Annotated in this window: 19 protein-coding genes; 9 read left to right on the top strand and 10 right to left on the bottom strand. The window is 66.5% G+C overall.

Annotated features, from left to right (window positions below; translation table 11 throughout):
- Positions 1-18 precede the first annotated feature (18 nt).
- Genes ACM14_RS16150 through ACM14_RS16140 form a run of 3 tightly spaced genes read left to right on the top strand, consistent with a single transcriptional unit; the run spans position 19 to position 5,895 of the window.
- On the top strand, positions 19-1,245 hold the full coding sequence (locus ACM14_RS16150; RefSeq protein WP_065346710.1) for an efflux RND transporter periplasmic adaptor subunit: 1,227 nt from the start codon (positions 19-21) through the stop codon (positions 1,243-1,245).
- On the top strand, positions 1,242-4,439 hold the full coding sequence (locus ACM14_RS16145; RefSeq protein WP_065346709.1) for an efflux RND transporter permease subunit: 3,198 nt from the start codon (positions 1,242-1,244) through the stop codon (positions 4,437-4,439). The genes ACM14_RS16150 and ACM14_RS16145 overlap by 4 nt, the downstream gene beginning before the upstream one ends.
- Positions 4,429-5,895, top strand: coding sequence for an efflux transporter outer membrane subunit (locus tag ACM14_RS16140; RefSeq protein ID WP_065346708.1), 1,467 nt, complete (start codon positions 4,429-4,431; stop codon positions 5,893-5,895). Before ACM14_RS16145 ends, ACM14_RS16140 begins: the two co-directional genes overlap by 11 nt.
- Before the next feature lie 18 nt (positions 5,896-5,913).
- Here ACM14_RS16140 and ACM14_RS16135 read toward each other — a convergent pair whose 3' ends face one another.
- The 9 genes from ACM14_RS16135 to ACM14_RS16095 form a co-directional block, all read right to left on the bottom strand.
- Positions 5,914-6,609, bottom strand: a complete 696-nt coding sequence (locus ACM14_RS16135; RefSeq protein ID WP_012205150.1) for an ABC transporter ATP-binding protein — start codon at positions 6,607-6,609, stop codon at positions 5,914-5,916.
- 10 nt (positions 6,610-6,619) lie between these two features.
- Positions 6,620-7,447: an ABC transporter ATP-binding protein gene (locus ACM14_RS16130; protein ID WP_012205149.1), complete on the bottom strand. Its 828-nt coding sequence runs from the start codon at positions 7,445-7,447 to the stop codon at positions 6,620-6,622.
- Positions 7,448-7,450: 3 nt separating this feature from the next.
- Positions 7,451-8,815, bottom strand: coding sequence for a branched-chain amino acid ABC transporter permease (locus ACM14_RS16125; RefSeq protein WP_013802771.1), 1,365 nt, complete (start codon positions 8,813-8,815; stop codon positions 7,451-7,453).
- A 4-nt stretch (positions 8,816-8,819) separates the two neighbouring features.
- Positions 8,820-9,773 (bottom strand): branched-chain amino acid ABC transporter permease, encoded by a 954-nt coding sequence (locus tag ACM14_RS16120; RefSeq protein WP_013802772.1) that lies wholly within the window; start codon positions 9,771-9,773, stop codon positions 8,820-8,822.
- A gap of 52 nt (positions 9,774-9,825) precedes the next feature.
- The gene (locus ACM14_RS16115; protein WP_065346707.1) at positions 9,826-11,061 is read right to left on the bottom strand and encodes a branched-chain amino acid ABC transporter substrate-binding protein; all 1,236 of its coding nucleotides are present in this window, start codon (positions 11,059-11,061) and stop codon (positions 9,826-9,828) included.
- A 241-nt stretch (positions 11,062-11,302) separates the two neighbouring features.
- Entirely contained in the window at positions 11,303-12,538 is a 1,236-nt protein-coding gene (locus tag ACM14_RS16110) for a branched-chain amino acid ABC transporter substrate-binding protein (protein WP_013802774.1), read from the bottom strand.
- 169 nt (positions 12,539-12,707) lie between these two features.
- The gene (locus tag ACM14_RS16105; protein WP_065346706.1) at positions 12,708-14,345 is read right to left on the bottom strand and encodes a 3-(methylthio)propionyl-CoA ligase; all 1,638 of its coding nucleotides are present in this window, start codon (positions 14,343-14,345) and stop codon (positions 12,708-12,710) included.
- 111 nt (positions 14,346-14,456) lie between these two features.
- Complete coding sequence (locus tag ACM14_RS16100; protein ID WP_065346705.1) at positions 14,457-16,292, bottom strand: CocE/NonD family hydrolase; 1,836 nt, start codon at positions 16,290-16,292, stop codon at positions 14,457-14,459.
- 102 nt (positions 16,293-16,394) lie between these two features.
- On the bottom strand, positions 16,395-18,107 hold the full coding sequence (locus ACM14_RS16095) for a carboxylesterase/lipase family protein (RefSeq protein ID WP_065346704.1): 1,713 nt from the start codon (positions 18,105-18,107) through the stop codon (positions 16,395-16,397).
- Positions 18,108-18,297: 190 nt separating this feature from the next.
- Here ACM14_RS16095 and ACM14_RS16090 point away from each other — a divergent pair, with 190 nt between their 5' ends.
- The 6 genes from ACM14_RS16090 to ACM14_RS16065 all read left to right on the top strand — a co-directional run bounded on the left by ACM14_RS16090 (position 18,298) and on the right by ACM14_RS16065 (position 23,215).
- A complete protein-coding gene (locus tag ACM14_RS16090; protein ID WP_065346724.1) occupies positions 18,298-19,314 on the top strand; it encodes an AraC family transcriptional regulator in 1,017 nt (338 codons plus the stop codon).
- A gap of 69 nt (positions 19,315-19,383) precedes the next feature.
- Positions 19,384-20,934, top strand: a complete 1,551-nt coding sequence (locus tag ACM14_RS16085) for a YdiU family protein (RefSeq protein ID WP_065346703.1) — start codon at positions 19,384-19,386, stop codon at positions 20,932-20,934.
- Positions 20,931-21,344, top strand: a complete 414-nt coding sequence (msrB, locus tag ACM14_RS16080) for a peptide-methionine (R)-S-oxide reductase MsrB (protein WP_012205139.1) — start codon at positions 20,931-20,933, stop codon at positions 21,342-21,344. Before ACM14_RS16085 ends, msrB begins: the two co-directional genes overlap by 4 nt.
- A 126-nt stretch (positions 21,345-21,470) precedes the next feature.
- Positions 21,471-22,070 carry a septation protein A gene (locus tag ACM14_RS16075; RefSeq protein ID WP_034392671.1) on the top strand — a complete coding sequence of 200 codons (600 nt, stop codon included), beginning with the start codon at positions 21,471-21,473 and terminating at the stop codon, positions 22,068-22,070.
- Positions 22,067-22,348: a BolA family transcriptional regulator gene (locus ACM14_RS16070; protein ID WP_013802780.1), complete on the top strand. Its 282-nt coding sequence runs from the start codon at positions 22,067-22,069 to the stop codon at positions 22,346-22,348. Before ACM14_RS16075 ends, ACM14_RS16070 begins: the two co-directional genes overlap by 4 nt.
- A gap of 81 nt (positions 22,349-22,429) precedes the next feature.
- Complete coding sequence (locus tag ACM14_RS16065) at positions 22,430-23,215, top strand: peptidylprolyl isomerase (protein ID WP_012205136.1); 786 nt, start codon at positions 22,430-22,432, stop codon at positions 23,213-23,215.
- A gap of 177 nt (positions 23,216-23,392) precedes the next feature.
- On the opposite strand, the gene ACM14_RS16060 is transcribed toward ACM14_RS16065, so the two are convergent.
- Positions 23,393-25,594: a TonB-dependent siderophore receptor gene (locus tag ACM14_RS16060; protein ID WP_065346702.1), complete on the bottom strand. Its 2,202-nt coding sequence runs from the start codon at positions 25,592-25,594 to the stop codon at positions 23,393-23,395.
- Between the last annotated feature and the right edge of the window lie 2 nt (positions 25,595-25,596).

The following is a 25,596-nucleotide window of genomic DNA, read 5'->3' as shown; positions in this document are numbered from 1 at the left end:
CGAGAAAGGGGCACTTCCATGCGTGAAAAAATCAGAATCGCCGCGCTTGCCGGCGCCATGGCGGGGGTACTGGGCATAGCCCTCGCCACCCGCGAGGCCTCGGGCGACCAGCCAAAGGCGGCCGCACCCGCCGGGCCGCAGGTGCCGGTGGCCGAAGTCATTACGCGCACGGTCACGCCATCGGCCGAGTTCACGGGCTTTCTCGCCGCGCCCAAGACGGTGGAGCTGCGCTCGCGCGTGGGCGGTGCGGTCGAGGCCGTGAGCGTTCCCGAGGGCAGTCTGGTGCGCAAGGGCCAGTTGCTGTTCCAGATCGACCCGCGCCCCTTCCATGTTGCGCTGGACAATGCGGCCGCACAGTTGCGCCAGGCCCAGGTGCTGGCCAGCCAGGCCCAGGCCGATGTCGAGCGCGCCGAACGGCTGGCGCCCACGGGCGCCGTCTCGCGCAAGACCCATGACGATGCCGTCTCCGCGCACAACGCCCGCCAGGCGCAGGTGCAGGCGGCCCAGGCCGCCGTGGCAGCGGCGCGGCTGGACCTGTCCTACGCGCGCATCACGGCGCCTATCTCGGGCCGCGTGGACCGGGTGCTGGTGACCGAGGGCAACCTGGTCGGCGGCAGCTCGGGAGGTTCGGCGGGCGCGGCCACGCTGCTGACCACCATCGTCTCGGTCGATCCCATGCACGCCTATTTCGACATCGACGAAGCCACCTATCTCACGGCCGTGCGCCAGGCCCGGCCCGAGGCGCGTGGCGGCAAGGCGGCGCCGCGCGTGGCGCTGGGGCTGGTCACGGACCAGGGCTTCCCCCATGAAGGCGTGCTCGACTTCGTGGGCAACAGGATGGACCGCGCCACCGGCACCATCCGCGCACGCGCCGTGGTGCCCAACCCCAAGGGTGTACTGGCCCCGGGCCTGTTCGCACGGGCCAGGCTGGCCACGAGTGCTGCGCGCGAGGCCATCCTGATCGATGACCAGGCCGTGGGCACCGACCAGGGCAAGAACTATGTGCTGGTCGTGGCAGAGGACAACCAGGCCCAGTACCGCCCGGTGCGGCTGGGGCCGCTGGTGGATGGCCTGCGCGTGATCGACGAGGGCCTGAAAAGCGGCGAGAAAATCATCCTCAAGGGGCTGGTGCGTCCCGGCATGCAGGTCACGCCCCGCCCGACCCCCATGCAGCAGACGGCCTCCGCTGCCGCCTCACCCGCAGCGGCTGGCGCCGCCAATGACCGGTTGGAGGCACGCCAATGAACTTTCCCCGCTTTTTCATCGCGCGGCCGATCTTCGCCATTGTGCTGTCGCTGCTGATGCTGCTGGCCGGCGCCATCGCTTTCTGGCAATTGCCGCTGAGCGAGTATCCGGCCGTCACGCCGCCCACGGTGCAGGTCACGGTCAGCTACCCTGGCGCCAATCCCGAGGTCATCGCCGACACCGTGGCCGCGCCGCTGGAGCAGGTCATCAACGGCGTGGAGAACATGCTCTACATGAGCTCCCAGATGACCACCGACGGCCGGATGGCGATCAGCATCGCCTTCAAGCAGGGCACCGACCCGGACATGGCGCAGATCCAGGTGCAAAACCGGGTCTCGCGCGCCCTGCCCCGCCTGCCGCAGGAGGTGCAGCGCATCGGCGTGGTCACGCAAAAGACCTCGCCCGACGTGCTGATGGTGGTGCACCTGGTCTCGCCCGGCAAGCGCTACGACCCGCTGTACCTGTCCAACTTCGCCCTGCGCCAGGTGCGCGACGAACTGGCGCGCCTGCCCGGCATCGGCGATGTGCAGGTCTGGGGCGCGGGCGAATACTCCATGCGCGTGTGGCTGGATCCGGCCAAGGTGGCCACGCGCGGGCTCAGTGCCAGCGATGTGGTCGCCGCCATCCGTGAGCAGAACGTGCAGGTCGCGGCCGGCTCGGTGGGCCAGCAGCCCGACACCTCGTCGGCCTTCCAGGTGACGGTCAATACCATGGGCCGCCTGGCCAGCGAGGAACAGTTCGGCGACATCATCGTCCAATCCGGCGCCGACGGCCAGGTCACGCGCCTGCGCGACGTAGCCCGCATCTCGCTGGGCGCCGATGCCTACACCCTGCGCAGCCTGCTCGATGGCGAGCCGGCACTGGCCATGCAGATCATCCAGAGCCCCGGCGCCAATGCCATCGACGTCTCCAATGCCGTGCGCGCCAGGATGCAAGAGCTGCAAAAGGGTTTCCCGCAGGACATCGAGTACCGCATCGCCTACGACCCCACGGTCTTCGTGCGCGCCTCGCTGCAATCGGTGGCCGTCACGCTGCTGGAGGCCATCGTGCTGGTGGTCATCGTGGTGGTGCTGTTCCTGCAGACCTGGCGCGCCTCCATCATCCCGCTGGTGGCCGTACCGGTGTCACTGGTGGGCACCTTCGCGCTGATGCAGATCTTCGGCTTTTCGCTGAACACGCTGTCGCTGTTCGGGCTGGTGCTGTCCATCGGCATCGTGGTGGACGATGCCATCGTGGTGGTCGAGAACGTGGAACGCCACATCGCCCTGGGCGAATCGCCGCGCGACGCGGCGCGCAAGGCCATGGACGAGGTCACCGGTCCCATCCTGGCCATCACCTCGGTGCTGGCGGCGGTCTTCATCCCATCGGCCTTTCTGTCGGGCCTGCAGGGCGAGTTCTACCGCCAGTTCGCGCTGACCATCGCCATATCGACCATCCTGTCGGCCATCAACTCGCTGACACTGTCGCCCGCGCTGTCGGCCATCCTGCTCAAGCCCCACCACGGCGGGGCAAGGCCCGACCGGCTCACGCGCGCCATGGACGCCGTGTTCGGCGGGTTCTTCCGCCTGTTCAACCGCTTCTTCGACGGCGCCTCCAATGCCTACGTGGGCACGGTACGCCGCGCAGTGCGCGGCAGCGCCATCGTGCTGCTGCTGTATGGCGGCTTCGTGGCCCTGACCTGGCTGGGCTTCCAGCAGGTGCCCGGTGGCTTTGTTCCGGCCCAGGACAAGTACTTCCTGGTCGGCATCGCCCAGTTGCCCACCGGGGCCTCGCTGGACCGCACCGAGGCCGTGGTCAAGCAGATGTCCGAGATCGCGCTGGCCGAGCCCGGGGTGGAGAGCGTGGTGGCCTTCCCGGGCCTGTCCATCAACGGCTTCGTGAACGTGCCCAACTCGGCCGTCATGTTCGCCATGCTCAAGCCCTTTGCCGAGCGCAAGGACCCATCGCTGTCCGCCAATGCCATCGCGGGGAAACTGATGGGCCGGTTCAGCCAGATCCCCGACGGTTTCCTGGGCATGTTTCCGCCGCCGCCCGTGCCGGGCCTGGGCAGCATGGGCGGTTTCAAGATGCAGATCGAAGACCGCGCGGGCCTGGGCCTGGAGGCGCTGGTGCAGGCCCAGGGCGCCCTCATGGCCAAGGCCATGCAGACGCCCGAGCTGGCCAGCATGTTGGCCAGCTTCCAGACCAACGCGCCGCAGCTGCAGGTGGACGTCGACCGGACCAAGGCCAAGTCGCTGGGCATCTCGCTGACCGACGTGTTCGAGACGCTGCAGATCAACCTGGGCTCGCTGTACGTCAACGACTTCAACCGCTTCGGCCGCACCTACCGCGTCATGGCACAGGCCGACGCGCCGTTTCGCATGCAGGCCGAGGACATCGGCCGGCTCAAGCTGCGCAACGCGGCCGGGGACATGATCCCGTTGAGCGCCTTCGTGCGCATCACCCGCAGCTCGGGCCCGGACCGGGTGATCCACTACAACGGCTTTCCCTCGGCCGACATCAGCGGCGGGCCGGCGCCCGGCTACTCCTCGGGCCAGGCCACCGACGCCATGGAGCGGATTGCGCGCGAAACCCTGCCCGAAGGCATGACCTTCGAATGGACGGACTTGGTCTACCAGGAAAAGCAGGCCGGCAACTCGGCGCTGTACATCTTCCCGCTGGCCGTGCTGCTGGCCTTCCTGATCCTCGCGGCCCAGTACAACAGCTGGTCGCTGCCCTTCGCCGTGCTGCTGATCGCCCCCATGGCGCTGCTGTCGGCTATCGCCGGGGTGTGGCTGACCGGCGGCGACAACAACATCTTCACGCAGATCGGCTTTGTGGTGCTTGTGGGGCTGGCCGCCAAGAACGCCATCCTCATCGTGGAGTTCGCACGCGCCAAGGAAGACGAAGGGGCCGACCCGCTCGCCGCCGTGCTCGAAGCGGCGCGCCTGCGCCTGCGCCCGATCCTGATGACCTCGCTGGCCTTCATTGCGGGAGTCGTGCCCCTGGTGCTGGCCAGCGGCGCCGGGGCCGAGATGCGCCATGCCATGGGCGTGGCCGTGTTCGCCGGCATGCTGGGCGTGACGCTGTTCGGCCTGGTGCTCACGCCTGTGTTCTACGTGCTGGTGAGGCGCTGGACCACGCGCCGCCAGCGCCCTGCGGCCACGCCATCCACCTCACCCGCGCAGCAGATCGGAGTACGCCATGCGGACTGAACGTCCCCTGAAAAAACTGTCGCTGCTGGCCCTGGCCAGCCTGCTGGCCGGCTGCTCGCTGGCCCCCAGATATGAGCGCCCGCCAGCGCCCATCGACACCATCTACCCCAGCGGTCCCGCCTATGGCGATGCCGATGCGGCCCCGCAGGCCGTGGCCGACATCGGCTGGCGAGACTTCCTGCGCGACCCGCTGCTGCAGGAACTGGTGGCCCTGTCCCTGGCCAACAACCGCGACCTGCGCAAGGCCGCGCTGAACGTGGAGATGGCGCGGGCCCAGTACCGCATACAGCGCGCCGACCTGCTGCCGCGCATCGGCTTGGGCGCCGACGGTTCGGCACAGCGCCTGCCAGCCGACCTCAACCCCAGCGGCACAGCCGGCATCCGTCGCAATTTCCAGGTCGCGGGCGTCGTCTCGTGGGAGCTGGACCTGTGGGGCCGCATACGCAGCCTCGGCGAACAGGCGCTGGCCGCCTACCTGGCCCTGGACGAAACCCGCACGGCCGGGCAACTGAGCCTGGTCGCCGAAGTGGCCAACGCCTATCTGGCGCTGCGCGCAGACCAGGAACTGCTGGGCCTGACGCAGCAGACGCTGGAGGCCCAGCAGCGCTCCTTCGCACTGACGGCCCAGTTGGTGGAGGCTGGCAGCGCCAACCGCATCGACCTGCGGCGCGCCGAGATCGCCCTGCGCACGGCGCAGGCCAACCGGGCGCTGTACACGCGCCAGGCGGCACGGGACCGCAACGCCCTGGTGCTGCTGCTGGGCCAGCCGCTGACACCCGAGCTGTCACACCAGCTCGACAGGGCCCTCACGCTGCCAGACGACCTGGTGCCCGCCAATCTGCCAGCAGGCCTGCCCTCGGACCTGCTGATGCGCCGGCCCGACCTGCGCGCCGCCGAGCACCGGCTGCGCGCAGCCAACGCCAGCATCGGCGCCGCGCAGGCAGCGTTCTTCCCCACCATCGGGCTGACGGGCGTTGCCGGCACGGCCAGCGCCAGCCTGGGCGGCCTGTTCGACGCAGGCTCGGGCACCTGGAGCTTCATGCCGCGCATTGGCCTTCCCATCTTCCAGGGCGGCTCGCTGCGGGCCCAGCTAGACGTCGCCCGGGTGCGCCAGCGCGCCGAGGTCGCCAGCTACGAGAAGGCCATCCAGACCGCCTTCGCCGAAGTGGCCGATGGTCTGGCCGGCAAACGCACGCTGGACGAGCAGATGCAAGCGCAGCAACTGCTGCTGGACGCCAGCGAACAGGCCGAGGAACTGGCCGCCCAGCGCTTTGCCGAAGGCCTGGACGACAACCTCAGCCTGCTGGATGCGCAGCGCACGCGCTACGGATCGCAGCAGGCGCTGGTGCTGACGCGGCTGGCGCGCCTGGGCAACCTGATCGATCTGTACAAGTCATTGGGCGGCGGCTGGACGGAGCGTACGCAGGCAACGAGCGCCCTGGCCAGTGCACCCTGAGCAGAGAACAGTCAGGTATCAGACCTCCAGCCACTCCTTGCGCACCTTCTGATCGGCGCGCAGCCCGTCGGGCGTGCCGTCGAAGACGATGCGCCCATGGCCCATGACCAGGGCCCGGTCCGAGATGCTCATGGCAATGGTGAGCTTTTGCTCGATCAGCAGCACGGACACGCCGCGCTGCTTGATCTTTTGCAGGTACTCGCCCACCAGCTCGACGATCTTGGGAGCCAGGCCCTCGGTGGGCTCGTCGATGATGATCAGGTCCGGGTCGCCCATCAGCGTGCGGCACAGGGTCAGCATCTGCTGCTCGCCGCCCGACATCACGCCGGCCTCGGTGTGCTGGCGCTCCTTCAGGCGCGGGAACATGGCGTACATGTCGTCGAAGCCCCAGCGGCTGTCCCGGCCCTTGCCCTTCTGTCCCAGCAGCAGGTTCTGGTGCACGGTGAGGTTGGGGAACACATCGCGGCTCTCGGGCACGTAGCCCACGCCCAGGTGGGCGATCTCGTAGGCCTTGCGGCCGGTCAGGCTCTGGCCCTTCCAGTCCAGCGAGCCCTCCCAGTGCACCAGGCCCATGATGGCCTTGGCCGTGGTGGAGCGGCCCGAGCCGTTGCGCCCCAGCAGCGCGACGATTTCGCCGGGCTGCACCGAGAAATCCACGCCATGCAACACATGGCTTTTGCCGTAGTAGGCATGCAGGTTGTTGATGTTCAGCATCCGCGCTTCCTCAATGTGCACCAGCTTGTTGATCCGCCACGGACGAGCCCAGATAGGCCTCCTGCACGCGCGGATTGGCACGCACGGCCTCTGGCGTGTCGTAGGCGATGACTTCGCCATAGACCACGACGGCGATCTTGTCGGCCAGGCCGAAGACCACGCCCATGTCGTGCTCCACGGTCAGCAGGGTCTTGCCTTCGGTGACCTTCTTGATCAGCTGGATGAAATGGGCCGTTTCGCTGTTGCTCATGCCGGCCGTGGGTTCGTCCAGCAGGATGACGCCGGCGCCGCCGCCGATGGTGATGCCGATCTCCAGCGCGCGCTGTTCGGCATAGGTCAGGTTCACCGCCAGCGTGTCGCGCTTTCTGTGCAGGCCGATCATCTCCATCAGCTCATCGGCGCGGGCGTTGGCGTCGCGCAGCTTCGACAGGAAGCGCCAGCAGCTGTAGCGGTAGCCCAGGCTCCACAGCACGCTGCAGCGCAGGTTCTCGAACACGCTGAGCTTGGGAAAGATGTTGGTGATCTGAAAGCTGCGCGACAGCCCCATGCGGTTGATTTCATAGGGCTTCTTGCCGTCGATGCGCTGGCCGTTGAGCAGCACCTGCCCGCTGGTGGGCTCGAAGCGGCCACTGATCAGGTTGAACAGCGTGCTCTTGCCCGCGCCGTTGGGGCCGATGATGGCCACGCGCTCGCCCGGCTTCACGGCCAGCTGGGCGCCACGGATGATCTCGGCCTTGCCGAAGCGCTTGTACAGGTCGCGCAGCTCCAGCGCATAGGTGGCCTCGCCAGCCGCGGCGGCGGCCGCGGTGCCCGGACGTTCGATTGCAATGCTGGACATGGTTCAGCCCTCCCCGCGCTTGATGGCTTCTTCGATTTCTTCCTGGATGCGCTCCCAGCGGCGCAGGCACCAGCGCCTGGCCACTTCCAGCAGGCCCAGGCCCACCACGAAGATGGCAACGGCCACGGTCCAGGTCGATGCCGAGCTGGTATCGAGCTGCACGCCCATGAACGAGACCTGGGGACCCAGGGCCGCATTGAGCTGCAGGTGGTAGATCATCTCGACGATGGCCGCACCGCCCACGATCATGACCAGTGCGCTGGCCGCGATGGCCAGGTAGGGCTGGGCCAGCCGGCGCCACTTGCCGAAGCGCGCCACGCGCAGGTTCATCATGATCAGGCTGGCAACGCCGCCCGGTGCGTACATCACCATCAGCAGGAACACCAGGCCCAGGTACAGCAGCCAGGCCTTGGTCAGCTCCGACAGCAGCACCGAGGCCAGCACCAGCAGCACGGCGCCGATGATGGGCCCGAAGAAGAAGGTGGCGCCGCCCAGGAAAGTGAACAGCAGGTACGAGCCCGAGCGCATGACGCTCACGCTGTCCATGGCCGTGATGATCTCGAAGTTGATGGCTGCAAGCCCCCCGCCCACGCCCGCGAAGAAGCCCGCGATGATGAAGGAGAAGTAGCGCACGCGCTGCGTGTTGTAGCCCACGAACTCCACGCGCTCGGGGTTGTCGCGCACAGCGTTGAGCATGCGGCCCAGCGGCGTGCCCGTGAAGGCGAACATGGCGGCCGTGCAGATGAAGCAGTAGGCGGCGATCAGGTAGTACACCTCCATGCCCGAGCCGAAGGTCAGCCCGAAGAAGGGCTTGCCATAGACGCGGTCGGTGGTGATGCCGCCCTCGCCCCCGAAGAACTCGGGGAACATCAGCGCCATGGACGCCACCAGCTCGCCGATGCCCATGGTGATCATGGCGAAGGTGGTGCCCGACTTCTTGGTGGTCACATAACCCAGCAGGGCCGCGAAGAACATGCCGCCCAGGCCGCCGATGATGGGAATCAGCACCAGCGGAATGCCCCAGTCGCCGGAGCTGGCCCGGTTCATCGCATGGATGGCGATGAACGAGCCCAGCCCCGTGTAGACCGCATGGCCGAAGCTCAGCATGCCGCCCTGCCCCAGCAGGATGTTGTAGGACAGGCAGATGATGATGAGATAGCCGATCTGGCTGAGCATGGTCAGCGCCAGGCTGCTGGTGAACACCAGCGGCGCGACGATCAGCGCCAGGGCGAAGGCGCCCCAGATCAGGATGCGGCCGATGTTGAGCGGCTGGAAGCTGTAGTGGCGCCCTGCGCCCGCAGCCCCCGAAGCGCCCGGAACGCCTTTTGCGGCAGTGGATGTCATGGTCGTTTTGGTGATCGAGGACATGGTGTCAATCTCCCCGCGTGCCCAGGAGGCCCTTGGGCCGGAAGATGAGGATCAGCACCAGGAACAGGTAGGGCAGGATGGGCGCGACCTGGGAGATGGTGAGCTTGAGCAGCGGCCAGCCAAAGGTCTGCTCGCCGACCGGGCTGCCCAGCGAGGTCAGCAGGCTGGCCAGCGACCAGTCGATGGCCACGGCAAAGGTCTGCACGACGCCGATCAGCAGCGAGGCCACGAAGGCCCCCGCCAGCGAGCCCATGCCGCCGACCACCACCACCACGAAGATGATGGAGCCGACCGACATGGCCATGGCCGGCTCGGTCACATAGGTGTTGCCGCCGATGACGCCGGCCAGCCCCGCCAGCGCGCAGCCGCCGCCGAACACCATCATGAACACGCGCGGCACGTTGTGGCCCAGCGCCTCCACCATCTCGGGGTTCTTGAGCGCGGCCTGGATGACCAGGCCGATGCGCGTGCGCGTCAGCAGCAGCCAGACGGCCACCAGCATCAGCAGCGCCAGCAGCATCACGAAGGAGCGCGAGCGCGGGAACTGCGTGCCGTACAGCGTGAACAGCGGGCCCTGCAGCGCGGGCGGCAGGCCGTAGGGCACGGTGCCCCGGCCCCAGACCAGCTGCACCACCTCGAGGATGAGATAGGACAGGCCGAAGGTCACGAGCAGTTCGGGCACATGGCCGTACTTGTGCACGCGGCGCAGGCTGTAGCGCTCGAACATGGCGCCCAGTGCGCCCACCAGCAGGGGCGCGACGAACAGCGCGCCCCAGAAGCCGATGATGCCGCTGAGCGTGTAGCCGAAGTACGCGCCCAGCATGTAGAAGCTGGTGTGGGCGAAGTTGAGCACGCCCATCATGCTGAAGATCAGCGTCAGCCCCGAGCTGAGCATGAACAGCAGCAGTCCATAGCTCACGCCGTTGAGCAGCGATATGGTGAAGAACTCAAGCGTCATCGAAAGGCCTTGGTCTCGGTGCGTTGGGGACAGGAAGCGGTGCGGGCCGCTCTCAGGACGGGCGCTTCATCTGGCAGGAGGTGGGCGTGCTGGCCACGTAGGGCTCGTAGTACTTCACCGGGGCGAAGGTGTAGCCCGTGTTCTCTGCGTCATACGGGTTCTTGCCGCCGGCCTTTTCCCAGCGCGTGATGTACAGGCCCTGCTGCAGCTGGTGGTCGCTCTTTCGCATCTCCACTTCGCCGTTGAAGCTCTTGAGCTTCATGCCCTCCAGCGCGGCCGCCACCTTCACGGGGTCGGTGCCGCCGGTCTTGACGAAGGCCGCATCCAGCAGCGCGAACACGTGGTAGATCGAGCTTTGCGTGAGGTCGTCGTTCATCTTCTTCTTGAACTCGGCCATCAGCGGCTGGATGGGGCCGCCCATGTTGTAGTGGCCATAGCCCACGGTGTAGACCTTGCCGTCGGACGCTGCGCCCATGGCCGTGGGCGAGCCCGAGCCGAAGGCGTAGTAGGTGTAGAACTTGACGTTGTTCAGGCCCGCGTCGTTGGCCGCCTTGAGCAGCAGCGACAGGTCCGATCCCCAGTTGCCCGTGATCACCGTGTCGGCGCCCGATTGCTTGATCTTGGCGATGTAGGGAGCGAAGTCGCGCACCTGGGCCAGGGGCGCGAAGTCGTCGCCCACCACCTGCACATCAGGCCGCTTGGCCTTGAGCATTTCCTTGGCGTACTTGGAGACCTGCTGGCCGTGCGAGTAGTTCTGGTTGATCAGGTAGACCTTCTTGACCTCGGGCACGTCCTTCATGTACGTGGTCAAGGCCTCCATCTTCATGGAGGTGTCGGCATCCAGGCGGAAGTGCCAGTAGCTGCACTTGCTGTTGGTGAGGTCCGGGTCCACGGCCGCATAGTTCAGGTAGACGACTTCCTTGCCCTTGTTGCGCGCGTTGTGCTTTTCCAGCGCATCCATGATGGCCAGGGCCGGGCCCGAGCCGTTGCCCTGCACCACGTAGCGTGCGCCCTGGTCCATGGCCGAGCGCAGCACGGCCGTGGTCTCCTGCGGGCTGAGCTTGTTGTCCAGCGGGATGATCTCGAACTTCACGCCCGAGGCATTTTTCCTGTTGAACTCCTCGGCCATCAGCTGGAAGGTCTTGAGCTGATTCGTGCCCACGGCGGCCATCAGACCCGACAGAGGATCGATCCAGCCGATCTTCACCGTCTCGCCCTTTTGCGCCCAGGCGCCCGATGCACAGGCCAGCATGGCCGAGGCGGCCACCGAATGCACGATCCACTTCATTTTTCTGTCTCCTTTTTCCGGTTGATTCGGATATCTGTATTGGCGCCAGACTAACGCCTGAATGACAATTTCCCTCTGGGGAATGCCTTAGAAACTATCGCGCATGCGACTTGGCTGCGGCCCTGGACACATTGGCGACAGATCGCCATCGATCAGGCCAGAAAACCGTGTTTTGCCTGATTTCGGGCAAAAAAAGGGGCGCCTCACGCCCCTTTGCGAAGTTCAATGGCCAGTTATGCCGTCATGAGGGTCGCTTCATCTCACAAGATGTCGGCGTGCTGGCCACATAGGGCTCGTAGTACTTCACGGGAACGAAGGTGTAGCCGGTGTTCTCCGAATCCATCGGATACTTGCCGCCGGCCTTTTCCCAGCGCGCGATGAACAGGCCCTGCTGCAGCTGGTGATCGCTCTTGCGCATCTCCACTTCGCCGTTGAGGCTGTTGAACTTCATGCCTTCCATGGTGGCCGCCACCTTGGCCGGGTCCGTGGTCTTGGCGCGCAGGAAGGCCTGGTCCAGCATGGTCAGGCCCGAGTACAGCGAGCCCGTGTACATGTCGTCGTTGAATTTGGCCTTGTAGCCCTTGGTGATGCGGTCCAGCGGGCCGGGCAGGTTCATGTGGCCGTAGCCCACCATGTAGACCTTGTCGGCCGCAGCCGCGCCCATGGCCGTGGGCGCGCCGGTGGCGATGGCGTAGTAGGTGTAGAACTTGACGTTGTTCAGGCCCGCGTCGCTGGCGGCCTTGATCAGCAGCGCCAGGTCCGAGCCCCAGTTGCCCGTGATCACCGAGTCGGCACCCGACTGCTTGATCTTGGCGATGTAGGGTGCGAAGTCGCGCACCTGGGCCAGCGGCGAGAAGTCGTCGCCCACGATCTCCACATCGGGGCGCTTGCGCTTGAGCATCTCCTTGGCGTACTTGGAGACCTGCTGGCCGTGCGAGTAGTTCTGGTTGATCAGGTAGACCTTCTTGACCTCGGGCACGTCCTTCATGTACGTGGTCAAGGCCTCCATCTTCATGGAGGTGTCGGCATCCAGGCGGAAGTGCCAGTAGCTGCACTTGCTGTTGGTGAGGTCCGGGTCCACGGCCGCATAGTTCAGGTAGACGACTTCCTTGCCCTTGTTGCGCGCGTTGTGCTTTTCCAGCGCATCCATGATGGCCAGGGCCGGGCCCGAGCCGTTGCCCTGGAAGACGTAGCGCACGCCCTGGTCCATGGCCGAGCGCAGGGCTGCCGTGGTTTCCTGCGGGCTGAGTTTGTTGTCGATGCCGATGATCTCGAACTTCACGCCCGAGGCCGTGCCCTTGTTGAGCTCCTCGGCGATGTACTGCAGGCTCTTGAGCTGGTTGGACCCCAGCGCGGCCATGAGGCCCGACAGCGGGTCGATCCACGCAACCTTCACCGTCTCGCCCTTCTGGGCCATGGCGCCCGTGGCGCAAGCCAGGGCCAGGGATGCCGTCAATGCCTTGATCGCAAACTTCATGAAGCGTCTCCTCTTGTGGTGGTTTCTGGGCGAGGCCCAGGGTAATGGCCCCTGTGCCCTGCCCTGATCGGTGATTGCCCCTAGCGGCTATCGCCGACGAGACTCGGACCGGCCGCCCCGGCCAGGACATGCCCCCGCATGCCCTGGCCCGGTGGCCGCCCGCAACGGCTCAAAGCCCCGGCAGCCGGTAGTCGGCCAGCTGCTCGCGCAGCCGGGTCTTGAGCATTTTTCCGGTGGCGCCCAGCGGAATGGCATCGACGAAGACCACGTCGTCGGGGATCTGCCACTTGGCGGTCTTGCCCTCGTAGAACTTGAGCAGTTCCTCGCGCGTGACCTCGGCGCCGGGCTTCTTCGCCACGGCGACGATGGGGCGCTCGTCCCACTTGGGATGCGGCATGCCGATGCAGGCGGCCATGGCCACAGCCGGATGGGCCATGGCGATGTTCTCGATGTCGATGGAGCTGATCCACTCGCCGCCGGACTTGATAACGTCCTTGCTGCGGTCGGTGATCTGCATGAAGCCGTCCGGGTCGATGGTGGCCACGTCGCCCGTGGGGAACCAGCCGCGGCCCTGCGCGTCCTTGACCAGCGGGCTCTCGCCCTTGAAGTAGCTGTCCACGATCCAGGGGCCGCGCACCAGCAGGTCGCCATAGCTCTTGCCGTCCCAGGGCTGGTCGGTGCCGTCGCTGTCGACGATGCGCATGTCCACGCCGTAGATGGCGCGGCCCTGCTTTTGCAGGATCTTCATCTGCTCGTCCTTGGGCAGCTGCAGCTGCTTGTTCTTGAGCGTGCACAGCGTGCCCAGCGGACTCATCTCGGTCATGCCCCAGGCATGCAGCACCTCCACGCCGAACTCGTCCTGGAAGGCCGTGATCATGGCCGGCGGGCAGGCGGAGCCGCCGATCACCGTGCGCTTGAGCGTGGAAAACCGCAGGCCGCCCGGCCTGATGTGGCCCAGCAGCATCTGCCAGACCGTGGGCACGCCGGCCGCGTAGGTGACGCCTTCGGCCTCGATCAGCTCGTACAGCGACTTGCCGTCCAGCGCCGGGCCGGGGAACACCAGCTTGCAGCCCGTGAGCGCGGCCGAGTAGGGAATGCCCCAGGCGTTGACGTGGAACATGGGCACGACGGGCAGCACCGAGTCGCGCGCCGATATGCACATCACATCGGGCAGCGCGGCCGCGTAGGCGTGCAGCGTGGTGGAACGGTGGCTGTACAGCACGGCCTTCGGGTTGCCCGTGGTGCCGCTGGTGTAGCACATGCTGGAGGCCGTGTTCTCGTCGAATTCGGGCCACTGGTACTGGTCGGACTGGCCGCCAATCCAGTCCTCGTAGCTGACCAGGCCCGGAATGCCGCTGTCGGCGGGCAGGCGGTCCGCATCGCACAGCGCCACCCACTGGCGCACCGTGGGGCACTTGGCATGCACGGCCTGGATGATGGGCAGGAAGGTCAGGTCAAAGCACATGACGCGGTCTTCCGCGTGGTTGATGATCCACGCCACCTGGTCGGGATGCAGGCGCGGATTGACCGTGTGCAGCACGCGGCCCGAGCCGCTGACGCCGAAGTACATCTCCATGTGGCGGTAGCCGTTCCAGGCCAGCGAGGCCACGCGGTCGCCAGGCTGCAGGCCCAGGCCGTCCAGCGTGTTCGCCAGCTGGCGCGAACGCCGTGCCAGGTCGCGGTACGTATAGCGATGGATATCGCCCTCCACCCTGCGCGAGACGATCTCCGCATCGCCATGGTGGCGGTCGGCGAAGTCGATCAGCGACGAGATCAACAGTGGTTGGCTTTGCATCAGACCCAGCATCTATAGGCTCCTAAGGTGATTGAACTTCGTGAACGTCGTGAACTGCGGACCGCGGATTCGCGCAAGGCCAAGGCCCTGGTGCGCGATGCCGCTGCCCGCATGGAGGGTGGCTCAGGCCGGCGCCCTGGGTCCGATCCCGGCAGGGACAGGCGCATCGTTTTTCCGGCATGGTTGACGCATTGTCTTGTCGCAACTCGGCAGCGTCTTCGCATGCTCGTATGGGATATACCCTAGGACGATGCTGGAGGCATGCGCCGCGTCATGCCACAACGTGTTCGTGGACGGCGTCTTGTCGTTGCCGAAGATCCAGTATCCGGTCTGCGATGGCGAATCCACTGTCACGCGAATGCTTGAACCGGCGCGGAACACATGCGCGAATTTCTGGATCTCCACCCGCATCAACTGGGGCTGGCCGGCGACCAGTGGCACATCCTTGTCCCGTGTGTAGGCCCCCCAGGGACGCAGCGCCGTGGAGCGGCTCTCATCGAGCGCACGCTTGGAGGCACGCAGCCAGCCGCGCTGCACGAACATCTCCTGCCCGTCCGGCCGCACCTCGGACACGGTGACCTGGATGTCGGTATTGGCGGCCGTGGCGCTGAGCCACAGGTCGGCCGAGCCTTCGCCATAGAAGCTCAGGTCCTGCGGCAGGGCCGCCGTGGTGAAGACCAGCTGGCCATCCTTTTCCGAAGCGGGCACGGCGGGCCAGCCTTCGGCCGCCGGGTTGTTCACCTGCGGACTCAGGGCCGGATAGCGGTAGCTGGACGAAGCCGTGCCTGAGGCGGGTGCGCTGTCGCCCAGCGCCTGGCCGGGCTGCATCCACAGGCGCAGGGGCTTGACCTGGACAGGCAGCCGGTCAAACCGTGCCTCGCCCGTGGGCATGAGCTTGGCGCCGCCATTGGGGGCCTTGGCGTCCGTGGTCTGCATCTCCTGCAGCAGGCGCACGCGCGGCTCCTTGTCGAAGCCGTTGTCCTCGCCCTTGACGAAGCGCGCCAGGAAGCGCTTCAGCGTCTGGTCGATATGGTCCGAGGTGATGTTCGTGTGGTGGTCGCCGTTGGAGCTGACCAACCACATCCTGTCGGGCGCAATGGTGTCCTCGTAGTAGCCCGAGCGCGGGCCGATCTGCTCGTCCTGCCAGGACTGCGTGCCCAGCGTGGGGATATTGATCTTGCCGCTTTGCAGCATGGCGCTGCGCTCCAGGTACAGGCCATCGGCATAGGGGTTGTCCAGCCACTTGATCAGGTCCAGCTCGGGCCGCTTGATCTTCTCGATGTTGTCGGCCACGGTCTTGGCGCATTCCGTGTCGCCACCGTTCTTCACCGCCAGGTCGGCAGCCGTGCGCCAGATGCGCGGGAAGCCGTTCCACCACTGCGCCGGAAAGCCGATGTTGGCAATGCCGCCCGGATAGCCCACGTCTCGGTAGGGATCGCCCACATTCTTGCTGGGCGTGATCGCCAGCAGTCCCTTGGGCCGGTGCGCAGCCACCCACAGCTGGTTGTAGCCCGAGTACGAGTAGCCGATCATGCCGATGCGGCCATTGGACCACGCCTGCCGCCCGGCCCATTCGATGGCAAAGGCACCGGCCGCACCTACGCTGGCGTCAAACACCTTGTCATCCCCCGTGGAGCAGCCCGTGCCCGGCACGTTCAGCCCCATGACCGCATAGCCTTCCTTGGTCCAGGGACTGCTGATGTTGGGGTACGAGCCCGAGATATAGCCGTCGTACTCGACCAGCAGCGGGAACGGGCCCTGCCCCTCGGGCAGCAGCAGCGAGTAGCGCATCCTGCTGCCGTCCGGCAGGGTGATGTAGCCCGATTGCTGGCCCGGCCCCATGGGCGCGGGCATGCCCGACGATCCCCCTCCGCAGGCGGCCAGGCCCACGGCGGCGGCCGCAATGGCCCCCGCCAGCGGCCAGCGCCAGGCATGTGTGAAAACGGTCTTGACTGTCATGGGTACTTGTCTCCTTCGTTGTTGTTGGCTGTCTCTCGGGGCTTGCCTCAGCAAGCCCCTGCTCGCTCATCTACTCGCTCACCTGCCCGCTCAACGGCTCTCTCACTGCAGCCGGATACTGGTCGCGCCCGGCTCGGCGTCGAAGATCAGGCTGGACGGCCAGGGCTTCCATGTCTGGCCCAGGGCCGCGTTCTGCGGATTGCCCGTCTGCATGAAGGCCTTGAGGCTGGCCATCATGGCGTTCGACAGCGCCAGCCGGCCCGGGGCATTCGCCGTGCTGTTGGTCACGCGGGAGAACACGGACGGCCCGAAGTTACCGAAGAGAAAGGGCAGATCGAAGGCATGGGCCGCGCCGTAGACCGTGTTCCAGGGCGCGGGCTGGCGCGCCCAGTCGAAGCGGTAGCTCCAGACCTCGGCCTGCCGGGTGCGCAGCGTATTGAGCAACTGGTCGCGGCTGGGATCGGCGAACAGATGGGTCAGCTGCGCCATGCGGGCGTTGTAGCCGGTGACCGGCGTATCGACGGGCAGGTAGGCGGCATCGATGATGTCGGCCAGGCCCGGCGCGTTGGGCGACTGCGCATCGAAGGACTGCATCATGCGAAAGCGCGCCACATCATCGATCCTGAAGCCCGGCTTGCCGCCCAGCGCAGCCAGCAGGGGCGCGAACAGCTTGCCCTCCTCGGCCGTGTAGCCGGCCATCACGGGCATGCGGTTGTATTGGCCCGCAGCCAGCGCAGCCATGGGATCGGTGGGCAGCAGCAGGCCGTCGGGAATCGGTCCCGCGCCCGTCAGGCCCTTGGCCACCAGGGTCTGCAGCAGCACGCGCGCATCCTTCCCGCGCAGGTAGGCCGCAATCTGCGCCGGTGTCCAGCCGGCAGCCACCGTGGCCGCAGCCGCCACATCGGCAGCCAGCCCATCGGCCACCATCAGATGGGCCAGCAGCAGCGCGGACTGGGTGGCGTAGGCCGAAGCCGGCTTGAGCGTGGCCAGCACGCCGGCCGGCAGGTTGGATGGAAGCGACAGCCCGCCGCTGATGGGCACCAGCTTGTGGAACAGGCCACGCGCCGACTCGGCCGCCAGCAGCGCCAGCACATTGGTGGCACCTGCCGACTGGCCCATGAGCGTGACATTGCCCGGATCGCCGCCAAAGCCCGCGATATTGCGCTGCACAAAGCGCAGCGCCTGCAGGTTGTCCAGCAGCGCGAAGTTGCCCGTGGCCGGCGCGCCGGCCTGCATCTGCGGCATGTGCATGTAGCCCAGGATGTCCAGCCGGTAGTTGGCCGTCACCACCACGGCATTGGCGGCGCGTGCCAGGGCCGCGCCGTCATACAGCGGATCGGCCGTATAGCCCGAGATGGCGCTGCCGCCGTGGATGAACACCAGCACCGGCAGCTTCTCGGCACCGCTGGCCGGGCGCCAGATGTTGAGCGTCAGGCAGTCCTCGCTGCCCACGGGCTGGCCCAGGGTGGAGGCAATGGTGTCGTCGAAGCGGTTGTTGGCTCCCGGGCCGTACATGCGCCCGATCTGCAGGCAGGCATTGCCGAACTGGCGCGCCTCGCGCACGCCCTCCCAGGCCTTGGGTTCGGCCGGCGGCTGCCAGCGCAGCGCGCCCACGGGCGCCTGGGCAAAGGGCACGCCCTTCCAGTAATAGGTGCCCGTGGCGGCGCCATCGTCCACGCCGCGCAAGGGGCCGTAGGCCGTCTCGCGCAGTTCGGGACCTCCGCCGCCCGAGCCGCCGCAGGCCGCGAGCCACAAAGCCATTGAAGCCACGGCCAGGCGTATGCCGCCAGCCATCCACCGCTGTCCTGTGCGCATGCTTGTCTCCTGAATGGTTTTTGGGGTTTCCCGTATGGGCCGCGCCGGGCCCATGGGTCACACTGCGCAGTCGTTCGCCGCGCTGCAAAAATTCTAGGAACAGCGCGGCAAAACGCCGCTATCGCAACCACGCCAAAACAGTGACTTCAGAACGCAAACAGCGCCCCGAATGGCCCAGGAAAACCCGGTCATGACAACGCAGCGCAGCAGCTCCGCCGCCTGGGTGCGCGGCATCCTGGACATGATGGCCACCGAAGGGCTGGCCCCGCAAAGCCTGTGCGCCGCAGCCGATATCGACCTTGCCGCACTGCAGCATTCGCAGACCCGTACCGATGTGGACCGAGTGAGCCGGCTCTGGGAGCTGGCGGTGGCCCAGTCCGCCAATCCCACGCTGGGGCTGGACCGGCAACTGGCCGCGCGCCACGGCAACATCGATCTGGTCGGCTACTCGCTAGCTTCGGGCCCGCACCTGCTGGCCGGCTTCCGCGACCTGGAACGCCACATGGCCGTGATCTCGGACGCAACGTCTTTCACGCTGGAGCGCGATGCGCGCGGCTACTGGTTGTCCATACATCACATCGGCGCCACACGGCCCGTGCCGCGCCAGCGCGTGGAGTTCGCCGTGCTCACGCTGCTGGTGCTGTGCAACTGGCTGACGCGGCGCGATGTCTGGCCGCTGGCCGTGGAATTCATGGCCGAGGCGCCCGCCCCCTCGCACGAGGCCGCCTACCGCGCGGCCTTCGGCCTGCTGCCGCGCTTCGGCGAGGACGCGAACCGCTTCCTGCTGTCCGAGGCCGACCTGCTCGCCCCCATTCCCACACACAACCCCGAACTGCTGGCACTGCACGAAAAGCTGGTCGAAACCGAACTCGACCACCTGGGCCAGGCCGGCGTGGGCGCGCGCGTGCGCCACGAGATCGCGCGCCTGCTGCCCCAGGGCGAGCCGCGCCGCGAAGACGTGGCCAGCCTGCTGGGCCTGACCGACCGCACCTTGCAGCGCCGCCTGCAGGCCGAAGACACCAGCTACCAGCAACTGCTGGACGAAACCCGGCGCGAGCTGGCCCTGCAGTACCTGGGCGAGCCGCGCCGCAGCCTGGCCGAGGTGGCCGACCTGCTGGGCTTTGTGGACCAGAGCAACCTCTTTCGCGCCTGCCGCCGCTGGTTCGGCATGCCGCCGGGCCAGTACCGGCAGCAACTGCGTGCGTGAATGAATGGGGTGAATGCGCGCATGAACCTTGCGCCCCACGGGGCATAGGCGCTGGGGGACAATTCCCGCATGAACCTGCATGCTGCCGCCGAAGGCCAGGCTCCGGCGACCTCCCCACGCCCTCCCATCTCCTGGCAAGACGGCTTCGCCGCCCTGGGCCCGGACTTCTTCACCCATCTGCGCCCCACGCCGCTGCCCGAGCCGCACTGGATTGCCACCAGCACCGGCACCGCCGAGCTGATGGGCCTGGACCCGCAGTGGCTGGCCTCCGATGAGGCCCTGCAGGCGCTCACCGGCAATGCCGTGCTGCCCGGCAGCCATCCGCTGGCCAGCGTCTACAGCGGCCACCAGTTCGGCGTCTGGGCCGGCCAGCTTGGCGACGGCCGTGCCATCTTGCTGGGTGAGACCGCCTCGGGCCAGGAAATCCAGCTCAAGGGCGCGGGCCGCACGCCCTACTCGCGCATGGGCGACGGGCGCGCCGTTCTGCGCTCGTCCATCCGCGAGTTCCTGTGCAGCGAGGCCATGCACGCCCTGAGCATTCCCACCACGCGCGCGCTGAGCCTCACCGGATCGCCCGCCCCCATTCGCCGCGAAGAGATCGAGACCGCCGCCGTGGTGGCGCGCGTGGCGCCCAGCTTCATACGCTTCGGCCATTTCGAGCACTTTGCGGCGCGTGACCAGATAGCGCCTCTGCGCCAGCTGGCCGACTACGTGATCGACCGCTACTACCCCGAATGCCGCACAGCCGAGGCACTGGCCGGCAACGCCTACGCCAACTTCCTGCAGGCCGTGAGCGAGCGCACGGCGCGGCTGCTGGCGCACTGGCAGGCCGTGGGCTTTTGTCATGGCGTGATGAACACCGACAACATGAGCATCCTGGGCCTGACCATCGACTACGGTCCCTTCCAGTTCCTCGATGCCTTCAACCCCGGCCACATCTGCAACCACAGTGACACCCAGGGCCGCTACGCCTTCAACCGCCAGCCCCAGGTGGCCTACTGGAACCTGTACTGCCTGGGCCAGGCCCTGCTGCCGCTGATCGGCGAAGAGGAACTGACCATTGCAGCGCTGGAGTCGTACAAGCAGGTGTTTCCGCAGGCCTATGGCGCCCTCATGCTGCGCAAGCTGGGCCTGCCCGAAGATGCTCCAGGCACGCCGCCCGCCGAGGGGCGCTTTGCCGCCCTGGTGAACCCGCTGCTGCAGCTCATGGCCGACAACGCGGTGGACTACACCATCTTCTTCAGCCGCCTGACCGATGCGGTGGCTGGGGGTGCCGGTGCCGGTGCCGGTGCCGGCACGGACCTCGACCTCGAGCCCGTGCGCGACCTGGTGCTGGACCGCGAGGCCTTCGACCGCTGGGCAGCCCTGTACGCGCGGCACCTGGCAGGCACGGACGCCGCGGCAGCCGCCGCTTTGATGCAAGAATCGAATCCGCGCTTCGTGCTGCGCAACCACCTGGGAGAGATGACCATCCGCGCCGCAAAGGCCGGTGACTTCGCTCCCGTGCGCCAATTGCTGGCCGTGCTGCAGACTCCGTTCGACCCCCACGCCGAGCATGCCGAATGGGCAGGCTTCCCGCCCGACTGGGCTTCCTCCATCGAGATCAGCTGTTCATCATGAGCTTTCCCATCCACAAGACCGAACAGGAATGGCAGGCCGAGCTGCAGGCCAAGGGCGCCGAACCTGCCGCCTTCCAGGTGACACGCCATGCAGCCACCGAGCGCCCGTTCACCGGCCGCTATGAGCAGTTCTGGGCCGATGGCAGCTACCACTGCATCTGCTGCGGCAGCAAGCTGTTCGACTCCGACACCAAGTTCGACGCCGGCTGCGGCTGGCCCAGCTTCGACCGCGCCATCCCGGGCGCCATCACCGAAATCGTGGACCGCAGCCACGGCATGGTGCGCACCGAAACCGTCTGCAGCCAGTGCGGCGCCCACCTGGGGCATGTGTTCCCCGATGGCCCGTCCGACACAGGGCTGCGCTACTGCATGAATTCCGCATCGTTGGAATTCGAGCCGCCCAAGGCCTAGGCTCCAGGCCCGCAAAAACCCCAGGCCACGCGGCCCTGCACCGATGCCGGGCCGCGCCGGCTGCGCCACAATGCGCCTGCCAAGCTCAGGTCCCATGCCTGACTCCAAGCCCATCGAAACCTTCCAATGAAGTTACTGATCGACTTTTTCCCCATCATCCTGTTCTTCGTCGCCTTCAAGGTCTGGGGCATCTACACGGCAACGGCCGTGGCCATCGTCGCCACCATTGCCCAGATCGCCTATCTGCGCGTGCGCCACGGCAAGGTCGAGCCCATGCAATGGGTGAGCCTGGGCGTGATCGTGCTGTTCGGCGGCGCCACCTTGCTGGCCCACAACGACACCTTCATCAAGTGGAAGCCCACCGTGCTGTACTGGCTCATGGGCAGCGCCCTGTTGATAGGCCAGCTGGTGTTCCGCAAGAACCTGCTGCGCTCGGTCATGGGCGCGCAGCTGCAACTGCCCGACAACGCATGGCGCACCCTGAACTGGAGCTGGGCGGCGTTCTTCGCGGTCATGGGCGCGCTCAACCTGGTCATCGCCTACCGCTTCGACACCGACACCTGGGTCAACTTCAAGCTGTTCGGCGGCATGGGGCTGATGCTGGTCTTCGTGATCGGCCAGGCCATCTACATGAGCCGCTTCATGCAGGAAGACAAGGGCGAGGCAGCAGCCGCCACGCCCGACGCCCTGCCCCCGTCTGGCGTGCAGCAGGACAAGCAGCCATGAGCGCGCCCGCCCATCCGCTGCCCATCACCGCCGAAGCCATGCAGGCCGTGCTGCGCGAGCGCCTCGCCCCCGATCACCTGGAAGTGATCGACGAGAGCCACCAGCACGCCGGCCATGTGGGCGCCAACGGCACCGGCTTCGGCACGCATTTCCGCGTGCGCATTGCGTCACCTTTGTTTCAAGGCAAGCCACGCGTGGCACGCCATCGCCTTGTGTATGATGCGCTGCAAGAATTCATTGACCAGGGCGCACACGCCATCGCCATCGAGGTTCTTTGAACTTTTACAGGCTCCGACGATTCGGAGCCTGTTGCGTATCCGCGCTATAGAATCAATTTTTCCTTCATATCTGGAATTCGCATGAAAAAACAGCTTCTGACCAGCCTGGTGACTGCCGCCGTGCTGAGCACCGCGGCCCTGTCCGCCTCGGCCCAGAACATCGCCGTCGTCAACGGCAAGGCTGTGCCCAAGGCACGCGCCGAAGCGCTCAAGCAACAGATCGAGCAAAGCGGCCGCCCCGTGACGCCCGAGCTGGAAGGGCAGATCAAGGAAGAAGTCATCGCCCGCGAGATCTTCATGCAGGAAGCCAACAAGCGCAGCCTGGCCAACAGCGAAGCCTACAAGCAGCAGATGGAACTGGCCCGCCAGACCATCCTGATCCGCGCGCTGTTCGAGGACTTCCAGAAGAAGAACCCCGTGACCGACGCCGAAGCCAAGGCCGAGTACGACAAGGCCGTCGCTGCCAACAGCGGCAAGGAATACAAGGCCAGCCACATCCTGGTCGAGTCGGAAGACCGCGCCAAGGCCATCATTGCCGAGATCAAGGCCGGCAAGAAGTTTGAAGACATCGCCAAGAAGGAGTCCAAGGACCCCGGATCCGGCGCCCGTGGCGGTGACCTCGACTGGGCCAACCCCGGCAACTACGTGCCCGAGTTCTCCGAAGCCCTGATCAAGCTCGAAAAGGGTGGCATGACCCAGGAGCCGGTCAAGACCCAGTTCGGCTACCACATCATCCGCCTGGACGACGCACGTCAGGCCGAACTGCCCAAGTTCGAGGAAGTCAAGCCCCAGATCGTGCAGCAGCTGCAACAGCAAAAGCTGGCGCAATTCCAGGAATCGCTGCGCGAAAAGGCCAAGATCCAGTAAGATGCGTACGAGTCGGCGGTTTTTGCCGCCGGCCTGACCATCACCAGCCCGCCTTGTGCGGGCTCTTTTTTTGTCCGACGACTCCATTAAAAACAAAAGCTGCCCTCTGGGGGCAGCTTGCACGCATTGTTACCTGCGGCCGACACGCTGAGCGTCGGGCCCCGGCAATCCGGCACTTCAGAACTGATAGGTTGCCGTTACCCTGGCCGTACGGCCTTCGCCGTATTCAACGGCCGAGGAGCGCGACTGCTCGCCCAGGCGCTGGCGCACGCCGGCCACATAGGCCTTGTTGCCGATGTTTTCGAGATTGAGCCTGAGCTTCCATTGCCGGTTGAGTTCATAGCCGACCATGGCGCTGTGCACCCAATAGGCAGAGAGTTTCCCATCGCCTGCCGAGGTGACATTGCGCGTGCCCACGAAGCGCACCCCATAGCCCACCGTCCAGCCTTGGGGCAATGCATAGGTGGTCCACAGGTTCAGCGAATGGCGCGGCGTATTGCCCAGCGCCTGGCCCACACGCGCAGGCTCGCTCAATGACTTGAGGGTCTTGCTGGCCATGAAGGTGTAGTTGGCGAAGACATCCCATTGCGGCGTCACCTTGCCTGCGGCACCAAGCTCCAGCCCGCGCACGCGCTGCTCTCCGGCCAGCAGATAGCTGCCATCGGCCATCTGCTCTCGGGCATTGGTCTTGTCCACCTGGAACAGGGCGCCGGTCAGCGCCAGCTGGCGGTCCAGCACATCCCACTTGGTTCCCAGTTCCAGGCTGGTGTTCTTCTCGGGTGCCAGCGAGGCCGTGGCCGCATCCAGGCCCGAGCCCGTGGAGACCAGGAATTCGGCGGAAGGGTTGAAGGCCGTGCCGTAGGCCAGGTAGATGCGGCCGTTGTCGGCGGGCTTGAAGCTCAGGGCCGTGCGGCCGCTGAGCCGGCCGTCGGAGCTGTCCACCGAGGTGCGCACGCCAGCGGCCGTTGTGGCGTTGGAGCGCCCATCGATCCAGTCATAGCGCAGGCCCAGGTTCAGATCCCAGCGTGGACCCAGCGCAATGGAGTCGGTGGCATACAGCGCGCGGGTGTTCAGGCTGGTCTCGTTCCTTCCGCTGTTTTGCAAGTCCGTCGTGCCCGTCCAGTATCCGGGCGGACGGGCCAGCGGATAGCCGCCGGCCGGGAACTGCCGGTTGATGTTGTAGGAAGAGGTGGTGCGGTCATAGGTCTCGCGCGCGATCTCAAAGCCCGTGATCAGCGTATGCCCCAGCACGCCTGTGTCGAAGCGCTGTGTCAGGTTGGTCTGGTTGATCCACAGGGTGGTGGCCGCATCGCGGCCATAGGCCTGGGGCCCTGCGGGCCGGTAGTAGCCAGGCTGCATGCCCCGGAGATCGACATGCGAGGCAGAGATCACGGTATCGCGGCTCAGCCGCGAGTAGCGCGAGAGGTTCTGCAGCTTGGCGCCCGAGGCGAAGTCATGCTCGATCTTCGCGGTCAGGGCATCCTGGCTGATCTTTTCGCGGTCAAGGTTGCGCCAGCCGAAATAGGCATTGCGCGAGACGCCATCGAGCATCTTGCCGCGAAAGGCCGGCACGCCAAAGTCGGGAAGATTGTCATCGTTCTGGTGGAAGAAGCTGAGAGTCACGCGCGTGGGCGAATTCAATCCCAGAGCCAGCGAGGGCGCCACACCCCAGCGCCGCTTGAAGATGGTGTCGCGCCCGGCCACGTCGCTGTCATGGCCCATGAGGTTCAGGCGCATGGCGGCCTTGCCGCCAGCCAGCACCCGGTTGGTGTCGAGCGTGAGGCGCCGGTAGCTGGCCGTGCCCAGGCCTGCGTCGGCCTCGGTGAAGTCATGGGCCTTGGGCTGCTTGCTGATCATGTTGATGCTGCCGCCCGAGGTGCCTGCCCCGCCAAAGACCGAGTTCGGGCCCTTGATGACTTCGACAGACCCCGTGTTGAAGAGGTCGCTGCGGTTGTTCTGCCCACTGTCGCGCAGCCCGTCGATCTGCAGGTTGGCGTTGGCGCTGAAGCCGCGGATGTTGATGCTGTCGCCCGAGCCCGCACCGCCCTCGCCCGCATTGAAGGTGATGCCCGACACATTGGACAGCGCCTGCTGCAGGCTCAGGGCGTTCTGTTCCTGGAGCACCTGCCCCGGCACCACCGTAATGGTCTGGGGCACGTCCAGCAGCGGCTTGGCGTACTTGACCGATTCGGATGCCTCGGTGCGCGAGCCGGTGGTGCGCGGTCCCGAAACGGTGACCGGCGCCAGCTGGACCTGGCGATCCTCAGGGGGCACCTCCTGCGCGTATGCGGGCGTGACCAGCGCCGCAGCGAAGACCGAATAAAGGCATGACTGGGGGCCGGAGACGAAAGGTCGGGAACGGCAATCTGAAGTGCGCATGG

The sequence above is a fragment of the Delftia sp. JD2 genome (assembly GCF_001682645.1).
In the GTDB taxonomy this organism is placed as follows: domain Bacteria; phylum Pseudomonadota; class Gammaproteobacteria; order Burkholderiales; family Burkholderiaceae_C; genus Comamonas; species Comamonas acidovorans.
The sequence above is the reverse complement of the archived record's forward strand: the minus strand, read 5'-3'. Positions and strand labels throughout refer to the sequence as shown.